Source organism: Novipirellula rosea (assembly GCF_039541335.1).
Taxonomy (GTDB): domain Bacteria; phylum Planctomycetota; class Planctomycetia; order Pirellulales; family Pirellulaceae; genus Novipirellula; species Novipirellula rosea.
The window spans coordinates 1-14,632 of record NZ_BAABGA010000102.1 but is presented as its reverse complement, the minus strand read 5'-3'; the positions used below and the strand labels follow the sequence as shown (position 1 = coordinate 14,632).

The 14,632-nt window shown below is 54.8% G+C and carries 10 protein-coding genes; 2 read left to right on the top strand and 8 right to left on the bottom strand.

Annotated features, from left to right (window positions below; genetic code table 11):
* Window positions 1-144 precede the first annotated feature (144 nt).
* Both ABD971_RS30030 and ABD971_RS30025 read left to right on the top strand, forming a co-directional pair.
* Window positions 145-2,748, top strand: a complete 2,604-nt coding sequence (locus ABD971_RS30030) for a tetratricopeptide repeat protein (RefSeq protein ID WP_345327389.1) — start codon at window positions 145-147, stop codon at window positions 2,746-2,748.
* A 100-nt stretch (window positions 2,749-2,848) separates the two neighbouring features.
* The gene (locus ABD971_RS30025) at window positions 2,849-3,301 is read left to right on the top strand and encodes a flagellar export chaperone FlgN (protein ID WP_345327388.1); all 453 of its coding nucleotides are present in this window, start codon (window positions 2,849-2,851) and stop codon (window positions 3,299-3,301) included.
* Between the two features lie 67 nt (window positions 3,302-3,368).
* On the opposite strand, the gene ABD971_RS30020 is transcribed toward ABD971_RS30025, so the two are convergent.
* The 8 genes from ABD971_RS30020 to ABD971_RS29985 form a co-directional block, all read right to left on the bottom strand.
* Window positions 3,369-4,379, bottom strand: a complete 1,011-nt coding sequence (locus tag ABD971_RS30020; RefSeq protein ID WP_345327387.1) for a hypothetical protein — start codon at window positions 4,377-4,379, stop codon at window positions 3,369-3,371.
* A gap of 580 nt (window positions 4,380-4,959) precedes the next feature.
* On the bottom strand, window positions 4,960-8,259 hold the full coding sequence (locus ABD971_RS30015) for an efflux RND transporter permease subunit (protein ID WP_345327386.1): 3,300 nt from the start codon (window positions 8,257-8,259) through the stop codon (window positions 4,960-4,962).
* The gene (locus tag ABD971_RS30010; protein ID WP_486348656.1) at window positions 8,256-9,722 is read right to left on the bottom strand and encodes an efflux RND transporter periplasmic adaptor subunit; all 1,467 of its coding nucleotides are present in this window, start codon (window positions 9,720-9,722) and stop codon (window positions 8,256-8,258) included. Before ABD971_RS30010 ends, ABD971_RS30015 begins: the two co-directional genes overlap by 4 nt.
* A gap of 554 nt (window positions 9,723-10,276) precedes the next feature.
* On the bottom strand, window positions 10,277-10,990 hold the full coding sequence (locus ABD971_RS30005) for a DUF4272 domain-containing protein (protein WP_345327385.1): 714 nt from the start codon (window positions 10,988-10,990) through the stop codon (window positions 10,277-10,279).
* 205 nt (window positions 10,991-11,195) lie between these two features.
* Window positions 11,196-12,122: an alpha/beta hydrolase gene (locus ABD971_RS30000; RefSeq protein ID WP_345327384.1), complete on the bottom strand. Its 927-nt coding sequence runs from the start codon at window positions 12,120-12,122 to the stop codon at window positions 11,196-11,198.
* A gap of 922 nt (window positions 12,123-13,044) precedes the next feature.
* Complete coding sequence (locus tag ABD971_RS29995; protein WP_345327383.1) at window positions 13,045-13,566, bottom strand: VOC family protein; 522 nt, start codon at window positions 13,564-13,566, stop codon at window positions 13,045-13,047.
* A gap of 1 nt (window position 13,567) precedes the next feature.
* Complete coding sequence (locus ABD971_RS29990) at window positions 13,568-13,807, bottom strand: hypothetical protein (protein ID WP_345327382.1); 240 nt, start codon at window positions 13,805-13,807, stop codon at window positions 13,568-13,570.
* A 282-nt stretch (window positions 13,808-14,089) separates the two neighbouring features.
* Window positions 14,090-14,443 carry a hypothetical protein gene (locus tag ABD971_RS29985; RefSeq protein WP_345327381.1) on the bottom strand — a complete coding sequence of 118 codons (354 nt, stop codon included), beginning with the start codon at window positions 14,441-14,443 and terminating at the stop codon, window positions 14,090-14,092.
* Window positions 14,444-14,632 lie beyond the last annotated feature (189 nt).

The following is a 14,632-nucleotide window of genomic DNA, read 5'->3' as shown; positions in this document are numbered from 1 at the left end:
GACAACTTGACCGCGCAGGCGGTTTTCTGCTAATTCCCAACGAGTCAAAGGGTCCATCTCTAGCAGACCCTTTCAAACAATCCGGTGAGAAACGGCAGCGCGTCCCCCACGCATCCCAACCCAGCAAACGGTCCTGAGTCAAAGGTGGCTGAAAAAAAGGCAGATCCAACCGATGCGAACCAATCGACGGTGAGTCGTGACAAGATCACCACTTCGCTGATGGTGCTTGCTGCAGCGATCGCCGTTTTGGGATTTGGCACCGTCTTCTCGATCTGGTTCGGCAACGGTCCTCCCGATGCGATTGAAACGTTAAAAATCGCCTCACGTGAATACATTGCTGGCAATGCCATCATTGCTGGCCGACTTGCTCAATCGGTAGATCTTGGGGAAGACTTGCCCGAGGACGACACCAGCGGAAAAGCGGCCACCGGCGATGACGAAAACAAAGATCCGCTTGCCGAGTGGCGAAAACTGCGTCAATTCCTGATCAGTGCAGGCGAGGTGGTGAGGGCTCGCGGGACCGACGAAATCCGTGAGCGCCGCGAAATCTTGATCGCCGCGATCCCCGATTTCAAAGCGGCCGTAGAAAAGGGCTTGCCGGTGGGCCGCGAGGTCGAAGGCAAACGACTGCTTGCCGAATCCTATTTCTCTTTGGGCGAATTCGATCGTGCAGCGGCCCTATTCGAAGAATTGATTACATTGGACCCGACGCTGCGGCGGGAACTCTTGCCGCTTTTGGCTGAAACGCTGCTTCGCATCCGCGAACCCAAACCCGAGATCGCACTCAAGACGATCGAAGCGATCCTGGCCGACAAAACGCTCCGCCCGGAACAGCGTTTCGAAGCCAACTTGATCCAAGTGGATGCGTTGACGCGATTGGGACGGTACGACGAAGCCGAGGCGGCGATCGAGCGAGGAAGACAAGCGATCGCCGCAGCCGATGTCACCAAACAAGCCTCGTATATCGGATTCCAACATCGTTTCAAATTAGCAAAAGGCGTGGTGCAAATCCGCAAAGCGATCGGGCGTTACGGTAAACAACCGGTCAACCCATCGGATAGCCGTGAAGAAGTCATCGCCGCATTAGCCCCGACCATGATGGCGCTTTTGGATCTGCAGCGTGAAGCTTCGCCACGGATCGCATCCGAGGCGAGGATCTGGGCGGGACGAGCCTATCAATGCCAGGGCATGCCGAATCAAGCGCTATCGCAGTGGAGTGCCACCCGCCAACAGAGACCATTTGGTGGCGCTGCGATCATCAGCGGACTCGAAGAGATCGAGCAGCTCGCGGCACTCGGACTTGGTGTCGAACTAGTCCAAACGATTCGTTACATGATGCGTGAGATGGGTGATCTGCGTGGTTTTGACCCGACGATGGTTTCGCTGGTCGAATTTCGACGCCGATTGATCGCCGCACTTGAAAAACTGCGTGATCAATCTGCTTATCAAGAAACGATTGATGTGGCCCGCAGCTTGCCGCCGATTTTCACGCGTTCGGCGGCATTGATGCAGGAAGGCATTGCCTTTCGCGAGTGGGCGGCCAGCACGCTGCGTGCAGGCACCCAGCTAAACGGCGAGGTCTCGTCCGCAGCCGCTTCACTGGCGCGCCGACGCTTTCGCCAAGCCGGCGATGCGTTTACCCAAGCCGCCGAGCTTGACTTCGACACAACCCGTTACATCAAAACCCAGTGGGCGGCAATCGATTCGTATCAGCAAGGCCGTCATTTTGAACGGAGCATTCGCTTGCTGCGATCCTACCTTCGCTACGAGGAACGACAACGCCAACCCCGTGGATTGATCGCGATGGGACGTGCGTTGTTGGCCGAGAGCGAGCCTGTCGCTGCGATCGAAGCTTTGGAAACGGTGATCATCGAGTACCCACGCGACCCGCTTCGCTACGATGCACGACTGTTGATGGCGCTGGCGTATTCGGAAACTGGCGATATTGAAAAAGCACGTGCCTACCTGATCGACAATCTGCAAGATGGTGAATTGACACCGCAAAGTCCCGCGTGGCGAGATTCGCTGTTCACCCTGGCCGAAATTCTTTATCAAAAAAGCTACAAGAATCACCTGCTCGCAGAACACGCCGATCCACCCGAGCGAGCGAAATTGCTGCAAGAAAACCAACCGATTCTTGACGCCGCAATTCGCCGATTGGATGAAGCCGTGTTGCGTTATCAGCCCGCACCGCGTGCCGACAGCGCCGCCTATCTGGCAGCACGCTCGCATATTTTGGCGGCCCAGTGGCCACGACTCGAAGCACAATCGACCGACATTCTCGATGCGGCTCGTCGCGCCATGCGAACCAAGGTCGAATCCGAATTGAATGCGGCGTTGGCCGGGTTCCGCGATTTGAAAGAACGGATTTTGCGCCGCGAAGAAGAACAGAAATTGACCAACGATGCGCAAGCCTTGCTGCGAAATTGCATGATGGCCGAAGCCGATACGCTCAAAGAAATGGGGCAACTCGAAGAAGCGGCTACCGCGTACCGAACCGTTTCGCTGCGATACATGAACCAACCGCCTGCTCTGGAGGCGATTCTTGGCCAAGCACGCTGCGTCCGCGAACTGGGACGACGACGCGAAGCCGACCTGCTGATCCGGCAAGCGAGCGTGGTGCTGAAACAGATTCCGCCAAAATTGGACGACGAGTTTAAACGAACCACCCGCTACGACCGCACGGGCTGGGAAAAGATGATCGCTTGGATGACCGCAGGCATGCGTGATCCCGGCGGTGGCGTCTAGAGCCCAACTGCGGTACGACCCGGTCTGCGGTACGACCCGGTCTGCGTGATTCTCGAATTTGATCCATTACCCCCATCCATTGAACCCAAGCGTCGATACGATGAACAGTGATGAACTTGCCAGCCTAGTCCAACAACGTCACGCCGCAGCGGTCGCATTGCTCGAACTTGGGCACGCTCAATTAGCGGCGGTGCAATCCGGCCGCATGAACGAACTGATGCAGCTGTTGTCGCAGAAACAACAACCGCTGAGCACCCTCAGTGAACTTTCGAAACGACTACATGCCGCGATCGGGGACGATCCTGAAACGCGGCAATGGGCGTCCGGGGAAATGCGGAGCGAATGCCGAGCGCAACACGAAGAAACCGAAACAATGCTGCTGGATCTGATGCAAATCGAAAGTGATTGCGAGCAACAGTTGACGAAAAATCGAGGCGCGATCGAAGAACAAATCCGCCGCAGTGACGGTGCCAAACAAGCCAATCGAAGTTATGCACAATCGGCTCAATCCGCGGCGACATGCGGTGGCTCTCTCGATCTGTCGAGCCAGTAACGCGGGACGTGCGGGAATAGCAGGATTGGACGAGCGGGCGGGAATAGCAGCGGCTGTTCTCAATCGCTCAAGCGACACAGCCCGCCACTGAATTGCGGCGAGATTTCTCGGCCGTGCGAGCTTTACTCGCCGAGCGGAAACGATCCGGATTCCATTTGAATTTCGGGTATCGCTCGGTCGCAGCTCGCAGCGGCGAGTAACCGTAGTACTTGGCAAACAACCAACTGCCGCCCGACCGCAGAAAGTGATGCTCACGTAACTGATACCAGTCTTTGGGAGTGCGATATCCCAGTTCCTTGCCGAGCCACTGCAGATACTCTTTTCGATTCTTGTCGTCTTCCCAAAAACCGCTTGGTGTGTAGTGAAACAGCCACGGTTTCCACTGAAAATTTGGCAAGTACTCGCTGACCATGCGATAGATTGACCCACCGCACATGGTCAACAGCGTAGACCCGTAATTTTCTCGGATATCGTGCACCGTGACGCCATACCATAACTCGGGCGTGCGAATTTTGAGTTTAAAACCTAGCCAATCCATGTAGCGACTACGGTTTTCAGCGGAGTTCCAAAACCCTTGGGGTACGGTCTCGAATCGCCATTCATCCAATTGCATCAGCGGCTTGAATTCATGTAGCGCCGCCGCGACGCTACAACCATAGTAATTGTTCAGCAGCCCTAAACCGCCGTGACGAGTAAAGTCATTCTTGGTCACGCGATACCAGTCTTCCTTGCGCTGAATTCCCAGTTGCTTTTCAAGCCACAACATGAACTCACGGCGATTTTCGGGTTTTTGCCAATACCCGTTCGCAGCGCGAGAAAACAACCACGAATGCCACTTGCGTCTTGGCATGAACTCGCGGACCGCATTCTGTGGCGAGTCACTGTAGTGGGATGCCAACAAGCCGCCGCCATAATTCTGTTTGAAATGCTTCTGCTGAATCCCATACCAATCATCGGGCTTCTCATAGCCGAGCTGCTCTCCGAGCCAATGCATGTAGGCCAAACGGTTTTCGGCAAGGTCCCAGAAACCGTGTGGCACACGTCCTAACATCCAAGGCTGGCTCTTGCTTTTTCGCATTAAGTTTGACTCCTGTTCGCAGTCCGTCGCGTCCCGTAAACGGATGACGCGGCGTCCCTACGGATAGAGACGCAGCAAGCTAAAGCCGTCGAGCGTGAAAACGCCTTCGTGCTCAAGCTTTGGGAAATCATCTAGAAAGTGATGCTTCCCTGCCTTATCTACACTGCTGCCCGATTGATGAGTTTAGAATCCGAATTGAAAAGCCCCTTGGGGGGATTCGGAAGCGCCGCGTTAGCCGACCCGACCGGGGGGATTGTACTGAATCTCTCCGTAGATTGCAAATAAGAAAGCCTTCTCTCCCGTTCCATTACACTTAAGCATGCAAAAGAGGGATGTTTTGGCTGGCACTGGACGTAGTTCGACTCATCACCGTCAAAAAAACCGCCTAGAAATCTCGCAATCGAACCCGAGATGCGACAAAGCCCGAGACACGACAAAGGATGCGTGCACCCTTGATCACCCAAAAACCGAAAGTATTCGTAAACACGAATGCCACGTTCGGTTATCTCGATTCTTGGCCCGTTGAGTTCGAATCTTCAATCGTCCCTTGAGAAGGGTCGCCAACTCGGGGAATCGCGATTCACTCGCTGGATTTCGATTCACTCGCTACCGATTCACTCGCAACTGGCGTGACTGCAACGGCGGCGGCCGAATCGAGGTGAGTCTCACGAGTTTCCGAAGCAGACACTTGCGATGCTGGGACGTCGGACTCATTGAGCACCGCGTTGCCGACGGATGGCAACACGACTGACTTTTTGCGTGCGAAGCCACGTAACACGACGTAAAACACCGGAGTCAAAAACAGACCAAAGACGGTCACGCCCAACATGCCACTAAATACGGCAGTTCCCAAAACGCGTCGCATTTCGAATCCAGCCCCCGTGGCGATCAACAAGGGAATGACTCCTAAGATGAACGAAAACGCCGTCATCAAAATCGGACGCAACCGCAATCGACACGCGTCGATCGCGGCTTGAAATCGATCCTTACCTGCATCTTCTTCGGCCTTGGCGAATTCCACAATCAGAATCGCGTTCTTGCACGCCAATCCGACAAGCACGATAAAACCGATTTGGGTCAAAATGTTGTTTTCCATTCCTCGGAACCAGACGCCGAGAATCGCAAACAACAAACACAAAGGCACGATCAAAATGATCGCCAGCGGCAACAGCCAACTTTCGTATTGGGCTGCCAGCGCCAGGAACACGAACAACACCGCAAGCGGGAACAGGAACATGATCGTGTTTCCAGCCTGACGCTCCTGAAACGCAAGCTCCGTCCATTCAAAACCAAAGCCCGGAGGAAGATTGACCGCCGCAAGCTCCTCCATCGTCGTCAGCGACTGACCGGTACTGAATCCGGGAACCGTGCTGCCGTTGATGTCGGCCGCTGGATACAGATTGTATCGCACCAAACGATCGGGACCGGCAATTTGCTTTAATTCCACGATCGAACCAAGCGAAACCGAAGCCCCGCGAGCACTGCGAGTCCGCAGACGTAGAATGTCACTTGGCTCATCTCGAAACTCCGGTTCGGCCTGCGCCGTCACGCGATAAGTACGCCCCAGAAAATTGAAATCGTTGACATACAACGACCCCAGATAAACCTGCAGCGCTTCGAACACGTTGTTCACTGGCACGTCCAGCATTTCGGACTTGTCGCGATCGACGTCGGTATAGATCTGCGGCACGCTGACGCGTAGATTCGAAAACGCCTGCGTGATACCGGGTTGTTGGTTGGCTTGTGCGACCATCGTTTCGGTCACCTGATTCAACACATCGGTGCCGGCGCCTCGGCGGTCTTGAATATACATTTTAAATCCGCCCCCGCGACCGATGCCTCGCACCGGCGGTGGTGGAATCACAAAGACCTGAGCCTCGTTGATGTCCGAAACTTTATGTCGCAAATCGGCGACAATCGCATCGATGCCGCGACCGCGTGCCGCTCTTTCTTTTGCATCTTCTAACGGCAGAAACGTCACGGCCGCATTGGGGCTGATCGTAAACGTCGACCCCGAAAGCCCTGCGATTCCCACCGCATGCGCGACCCCGTCGATGCTGCCGCCAAGATCGGCAACGCGGCGGGTCACTGCGTCGGTCCGGGCCAACGACGCACCGTCGGGCAGACGAATGCTGACGATCACATACCCCTGGTCCTGCTGTGGAATGAAGCCTTTGGGGACCATTCCGAAGCTGTACCAAGTGCCGACCAGCAATCCGGCATAAAGCAGTAGCGATACCGCGGTCATCCGAACAATTCGCGCGACGATCCCGGCGTAAATATTACTGGTCACATCAAAAAAGCGGTTGAAGAGTCGAAAGAACCAACCAAACAGAAAGTCGCCCACTTTCGAGATGCCATGTTTCTCGGTTCCCTTGGGTTTCAACAATATCGCACACAACGCGGGGCTGAGCGTGAGCGAAACGAAGGTGGAAAAGGCAGTCGAGATCGCAATCGTGAGTGCAAATTGTTGATAGAACTGGCCACTGATACTGGGAACAAAGATGGTCGGAACAAAGACCGCAATCAACACCAACGTCGTCGCAATCAACGCCGAGCCGACTTCGTCCATCGCTTTATGCGTGGCCGCGCGTGGCGACATGCCTTGGGCGATCAGCCGTTCGACGTTTTCAACGACCACAATCGCATCGTCCACGACAATCCCGATCGCTAGTACTAACCCAAACAACGACAACGTGTTCAGCGTGACACCGAGACTCTGCATCGCAGCAAAGGTACCGATCAACGAAATTGGAATCGCGATCACGGGGATCAACGTCGGCCGCCAACCATGCAGGAACAGAAAGACCGTCAACACCACAAACGCCGTTGTGATGAACAGCGTGTTAAAAACTTCCGAGATCGACTCTTCCACAAAATCGGTCGGGTTGTAGGCAATCTCGTACCCGATGCCCTCGGGAAAATCGGCAGCCATCTCAGTCATGGTCCGCTTCACTTCTTCGGCGGTATCGACGGCATTGGTCCCCGGTCGCTGGTACACCAGCACCGCGATCGCCGGTTTGCCGTCCAGATAACTGAGCCGCGAATAGTCCTGAGCGCCCAATTCGATCCGCGCCACGTCACTTAACCGCGTGACGCGTCCGTCGCTGCCACGTTTGACGATAATGTTGCCAAATTCATCCGTTTCTTGCAGCCGTCCCTGGGTCGTCACGTTCAACTGAAACGCCCCCGTCTGATCGATCGGCGGCTGGCCAATCACTCCCGCTGCGACCTGCACATTTTGCTGACGGATCGCATCGATGACGTCTCCGGCCGTCAGATCGACGTGGGTCATCTTTTCGATGTCCAACCAAATCCGCATCGCATACTCGTTGCCGCCAGCAATCCGGATATCGCCGACCCCATCGAGCCGCATCAACGCATCGCGAACGTTCAAGAACGCGTAGTTACTGATATAAAGCTGATCGCGACTATCATCTGGTGAGTTCAGATGCACCACCATCAACATGTCGGGAATCAGCTTTTTGGTGGTCACCCCGATTTGACGGACTTGTTCGGGCAACCGCGACTCGGCGACCGCCACACGGTTCTGGACCAAGACCTGAGCATCATCAAGATCGGTCCCGAGCTTGAACGTCACCGTCAACTGCATTGTGCCGTCGGCACTCGAAGACGACTCCATATAGAGCATGTCGTCGACGCCGTTCATCTCTTGTTCGATCGGGGTCGCGACCGTATCGGCGATCACGTCGGGGGTCGCACCAGGAAAGCTGGCACGAACAACGATCTGCGGCGGAGCCACCGGTGGATATTGCGAAACAGGCAGCGAGAAATAGGTAATGCCGCCCACCAGTACAATCACAAACGAAAGTACGGTGGCAAAAATCGGCCGCTCAATAAAGAAATGGGGGAATTTCATCGTGCTTCTCCCATAGGCGGCAGTGTCGAGTCGAAACCGATCGTCGCGTTGGCTTGGATCAAGCCGGAAACCGGCTCAGGATCAGGCACCCGCGACATCCACTTCTCTGGAGGCAACGGCTGGTAATCGTCTGGTAATCCGTCCTCGACGACTTCGATCGTCCCCTGTTGGACTTGAACCGTCATCTCGGGCCGCGACTGCAACAATCCTTGAATGACCAAAGTTTCACTGCCGCCCAATCCCTCACGCACGACGCGAAGTCCATCGACCATCGGACCAAGCTTGACGCTGCGTCGCTGGATCACGTTGTCCACCACGACATAAACGTACTGAGACGCTTGGTCAGTACCGATCGCCGAATCAGGCACCAGCACGCCTTGGTGTGCGGCACTGCCAGGAATCCGAATCCGCGCGAACATTCCGGGCAGCAGCACTCGGTCATGATTGGGAATCACGCCGCGTGCCCGCATGCTGGCGGTGTCGACATCGAAATGGTTGTCGACAAAGTCCATGTGGCCTTCGTGAGGAAATCCGGACTCGTCCACCAAGCCGAGGAACACGGGATTCTTTACTTCACGCGAACTCTTGCGTTCGCCGATTTGGGCTAACCGAATGTACTTCAGGACGTCTTGTTCGTTGACATCAAACGTGCAGTAGATCGGGTCGACCGAGGTGATCGTGGTCAATAGAGTGGACGTCGCGGTACCACCGCTGACGAGGTTGCCTTCGGTCACATATTGGCGGCTGATTCGTCCGCTAACCGGAGCACGAATTTGAGTGTAATCCAAGTTCAACCTTGCGGTTTCGACGCCGGCTTGGGCCGATTCGATCGCTGCCTCGGCAGTCGCAATCGCCGCTTCCGCCGAACTGATCCCCGCCTTGCTGGCTTCCAAGTCCGCTTCGGCCTGCAAAAACTCGGCGGAACGCTGATCGAGTTCTTCGATCGAAACCGCGTTCTGTGCTTCAAGTGTCCGTGCTCGCTCGATTCGCGTCTTCGCTAACTGTAGCCCCGCTTCGGATTGATGATGCTGTGCTCTCGCGTTCTCGAGACCCGCGTTGGCCTGTTTTAACTGCGACTCGGCTTGATTCAATGCCGCGATCGCCCCATTCAGCTCCGCTTCGAAGGGGCGCGGGTCGATCACGAACAGCAGATCCTCAGCGTCGACAATCTGGCCTTCGTCAAAATGAATCGACTTCAAATAACCGCTGACACGTGCACGGACTTCGACGAAATCCACCGCCTCTAGTCGCCCCGTAAACGCGTCCCACTCGACGATTTTCTTCGTCACCGGTTTAGCAACGGTCACGGTCGGCGGAGGCATTTCGGGGGGGGCAGGAGCCGTGCGATTACAGCCCAGCAGAACACAACACAACACCACTGTGATGCCGAACAACGCAGGGGCGGGCAGCAGTCCAAAGAGGGGCAGGGGATTATGGACAGTCTTAAAGGGTGGGATATTCAAGTTCACTTATCTCTTTGTTTTTCGCCGACCCTCAACGACCAGGCAAGGAAAGATCAATTCCAAACCCCAGCAGCGGATCAACGTTGATTCATAAACCAACCGGCTCTGTGCGAACCTTTGATTCCAAAACCATAATTACGATGCAGCTCGATGCAACGGGATGGACGCTCCCCCCCGCCATGACTGGCAGATCCAACCGCTGGCATCGGATCTCGATTCACAACTCCTTCGCGATGCTTGCCCCCCCAAAATCGCAAGATGCACCCGAACAAGCGAGATGCACCCGAACAAGCGAGATGCACCCGAACAAGCGAGATGCACCCGAACAAGGCTGTTCGGCAGGATGGGCAACCCAAAAAGGGAATTGCGGGGCAGGACATCACCTACGGTATTGACGCTGGGGTGCAAAACAGTCAAACCGTCGCTTTGTCACCGGCATGCGTCTGCCGCACCGCCCGCAATGGTAGGTAATGTTCGACCCCAGCACGAATCCGCCACACTCCGAAAGAAAAGACTCGCCAGCAGAAATGGCGACGCATTTGGTTGGCGCTGCATCATGTGTCTACGGGAACTTTCGAATAGATAGGGCCGTATTCGCCCATCAGCCAGATTGCTGCGCGATGCCTTTCGAAAGTCACCGACTCGCATGATCTCCGAGCACTTTCGCGGCTTTCCGTCAAAGGCACGCCACCAACAGCCAAATCTCCATTCGATGCTAGGACGCTGTCAATTCCAAGCGTTTGCAGCCACTCGCTCTCAATCCATTGGGAAATGTCATGAAATGATCGGTCACGATTGAATTGCCGCAAGCGGCAATGGATGGCATAAAGCAACTCTCGACACGCGGAAAGTTCCTTGCTTGTCCGCACATCCGCCGCATTGATAATGTCCGTGGCCTCTGGATTGAGCAATGCCAGAGCATCCGTTACCTCGTAAGGGTCCACTTGTTGATCGTGCGCAGGAAACGGAAGCAACCCAAGCGCCCAAGCCAGGATAGCCAATCCCTCAACGCCCCATGCGCCTGCAAGCTTCTCTTGGTCCGAGAGGGAACCCAGCGGGTTGTAGATGATCTGCGTCTCGTGGGGTTCGATTTCAGAATCCACGTCAAGCGACTGAATCCAATCCTTCAAACGTTGCCACAAGTCTTCTGCGTCTGCATTTTCGGGATCGTGATCCGATAAGCTACGACACGCAACAGCAGCAAGCACCATCGCGCGGCGAGCGACGCGCGGAGCGATTGGAGGTTCGATGTCGTGATCTGCGGCCATACGTCGATACGAAAAACGGAACTCGATCCGCCAACGGGCGGGTTTTAAGACATAGCCGTTACCGAAGCGGTGGAGCTTGAATTACGAGAAGCTGATAATACGCCGACGCCGCTTGAATCACAAACGAAGGGGTGCCGAAGGCCTCAGCGTAAAAACCATGTTGTCCGGCGCGGTGCCAGTCTACGAACACATATGTTCCGAGCAATCACAACAACCTCTTGCGCCGGCCCCGCAATTTTTTGAATGCCACTAAACAGAGAATGGGCAGCCCCAAAAAAACCAATCCCCATGGTCGGAGCAATCTTAACATCCAGTGCGACTTGTCAATGTTTGGCGAGGTCACGGAAACTGCCGAGTGTTTCTGTATAAACGATTCAATAATCTGAAACGTCTCAACACGTTGAGTCAACAGGAAGAAGTGGTCTCGATCTAATTCCACCTGTTCCACACAAAGACCATGCGATTCCATCTCGGCAATGCCTCTCCTGACAAATTGAATCGGGAACCGGACGTCATTGATTCCGTTGAGCATCAGGATGGGCTCCGTAAACGACAGTTCAGCAGCTCGCTGCTGAGACAGTCCTGACGCAATGCAGATATAGCCTTGGTAATCAGATGGTTTCCTGTTCATCACACGGAATCCGGCAGGGCCGCCAGCGGATAATCCCATGACCCATTTGTTCCCCAATGAGATCCCGAATTGCGTTTCGACATTCCGGCATACTTCATCGACATAAACGACATCACCATCGTGCCAACCGATCCCCCAAGTTGGTGCAACAATAACGGAATCCGGAAACGCCACTTTCAGCGCCCAGATATAGTATTTCAAATTGCCACCGTAGCCGTGCAGAAACAAGATGGTCGGCGCAGCAACAGAGGGCTCCGTTGGGACATAAACAAAGTAATGCCCCTGACGCTCCGGATCCGTTGCGAAGATTTCATCCAATGCGGAGGTCAGCCCCTCGCACTGAGGGTCGTTATTCATCGCCTTATACGATTCGCCAAAGCCGTTTTGAAGGTCGATCGCTTGCGTCGGACTCAATCCAAACCGATCCGCCAACAGTCCAATGGCGGCGACTAGCTGCATCCCTTCTGGAACGTTCCCAACCGTCCACTGAAGGGTATTCACCAGAGGCTCATATTCCGGACTCACCGTGAAGACCGGCATTTGACAGGAGGTGTTGAAGTATACCGAATAAACCCGGCCACCCGCGGCCGGCTGACCACCAATGCAGCTATGAGTAAACGCCAAAGTAAGCAGGAGAGCTATGAGCCGCATCGATGCACCAACGTCGCTTCATCAGAGTGTTCGACTACCGAGCCATGACAGCCGCGGCCAATTAACCATCTCGCAAAATCCAGGATTTGACAAGTCAACCATCGGAGTCAAAGCAATAATGTCCGCCAACGTCGATATGTACGACTCGGTGACGTACTTTATGGGAAGGAGACTTTACGTTGGAGACTCGCTTCTGATTGCCTCGATTCTATTCCATTGTTGCTGGCAAGGTACTGTGGGTTGCTAATCAGTTTGGTGTGTAGGAATTGACCTCGCGAAGCATCGCTTCATTGATCAACCAAGCAAAAGTGAATTTACAGGAAGATGAGGGACAGAAAAATGGTCAGTCCCTAAATGCAGAATCACCATTTTTCTGTCACCCATTTTCCTGTTTTCTTCTGACTGCAGCACTCCCTCTGGGGCACTGCGATCTGGGGCACTGCGATGCATCGAGCCGCACTCCCCACGAGCGTTTGGCAATGCAAAACGACGTCGCGTCGACGATCCAGCCGCCTCCCGCCACGAAGCGGCTCGCCTTGAACATTGGGCCTGGGATCAGGCCAATCAGCGGCGACAATAGACGTGACTTCGAGCTCATCATCAGCACGGGTGTCGTCGTAGATGAATTGAATCGAAAGATCGAGCTGATCAGCAGAAACGCTAAGCGAGAGGGATCGGAGCGATCGCGTGACGACTAGCGTAAAAACCATGTTGCAGGATCGGCGAATCGCGTGAAAAGCATCCACTTATTGACGGTTGCAAGCTCAGTGCATCACGCGCGGTAGAGTTCGACGGTGCGACCATCGGGATCGGCCACCAATGCCATATAGCCCCATGGCGTGTCGCGACCGGATTTGATGACGCGACCACCGAGTGACGCAGCAGATTCGACCGCAGCATCAGGGTCAGCGATCGCGAAACCAAGCCGCGTCGTCGAATCGACGGTTTGATCGTCAGGCAACGGATAGATCTCGATGATACCATCGCCAAGCGGGGCCGAGTGATGAAGCGGCCCCTTGCCGTGTTGTTCTTCGGTGAAGGTCAGGCCCAGAGAACCGTAGAACGCGCACACAGAGCCAACGTTGTGAGTCTTGAGGACGAGCAATCGCAGGGAAACGTCAGCCACAGGAGTCCTTGCGGTTAGGTGCGGACAACGGGAAGAACATCCGTCACCGCCATGAACGAAGCGAGTGACTTTGAGTGAGAGAAATTCTACCAACACCAACGCACGTCGCCAAACAACGAAGGTGATCGCACAGCGACTGGCGTAAAAACCATGTTGGCGGACACTCACTCTATTGTTCCGCAATTTGCTCGCGATCGTGTTCCAAACGCAGAAGTTTGCGCACACCGTACAAAATCACGATAGTGGTCACAAACAGAGGGACGCCAAACAGTGTGACATCGAGCAAGAACCATGGAACCGAAACGTACGGATAAGCCACATCAGACTGGGTGATATAGAAACGGTATGGATATCCTAGGTAGAAGTCATCCGGACCATGGCCCCACTTCGGGCGGGACGCGAGCAGCAATGCGATAACACCGGTGAGCCTGAGGAGTACACCTTCAATGAAGCGATACGAGCGATGTCGTGTCATCATACGGTGTGTACCAGAAAATGAAAGGAAACGCGTGTGTCCGCCTAATGTTACAATGTACGACTCGGTGACGTACTTTATGGGGAGGAGACTCCACGCTGGAGACTCGCTTCTGGTTGCCTTGATTTTAATCCATTTTTTACTGGCGAGGTACAGCTCGTTTGTGGTTACGAAGTTATTTCCTGACTCGTTGAGCTGCAACCTCCGAAATGCAGCTCACGACTGTGGCGAACGTGGAGGGAGTTTCAAATATCGGCCGGTGATTTGTGTTTGTAACATTTTGAAAAATTCCGCGGTAGCGAATCGCTCTTGCTGCTCTCGTGTGAGCCAACGGAGTGAGTCGCTCCACTGCTCCTCGGGCGGAATCGATAGCGTCACAAATCCTGGTCGCTCCATCGTCGCGATGATGCCGGTGAAATAGATCGGACGATCTCCGTTCTGCACGGCGATCGTGACTCGGCTCGACAACAATTCGCCTGCCGAATCGTACTCGGGTTTGAAATGCTGAGTCGCGGCAAAGGTTGGCGGGGTGCCAGTCAATTTCTCGCGAAAGGAACGGACGCAAAGCACTTTTGACAGCCGAATGTGGGACAGCCGAATCGTCGCTCTGGATTCATTCGTCTGTCCCCTTATTCGTCTGTCAAAAAACACTCGTCGCTGCCTTTGTCCCTCGCATACTCGCGAGTTCCACGGCGGGCTGCCGATGAAGCGGTTTGCATTCGGATGAATGAACGCAATCGGCTGGAAAGCCGAGCGACA

Bases quoted from the DNA above. Each gene is read 5' to 3' on its own strand.
- ABD971_RS30025 (WP_345327388.1), top strand. From the start codon at position 2,849: ATGAACAGTGATGAACTTGCCAGCCTAGTCCAACAACGTCACGCCGCA.
- ABD971_RS30020 (WP_345327387.1), bottom strand. From the start codon at position 4,379: ATGCGAAAAAGCAAGAGCCAGCCTTGGATGTTAGGACGTGTGCCACAC.
- ABD971_RS30015 (WP_345327386.1), bottom strand. From the start codon at position 8,259: ATGAAATTCCCCCATTTCTTTATTGAGCGGCCGATTTTTGCCACCGTA.
- ABD971_RS30005 (WP_345327385.1), bottom strand. From the start codon at position 10,990: ATGGCCGCAGATCACGACATCGAACCTCCAATCGCTCCGCGCGTCGCT.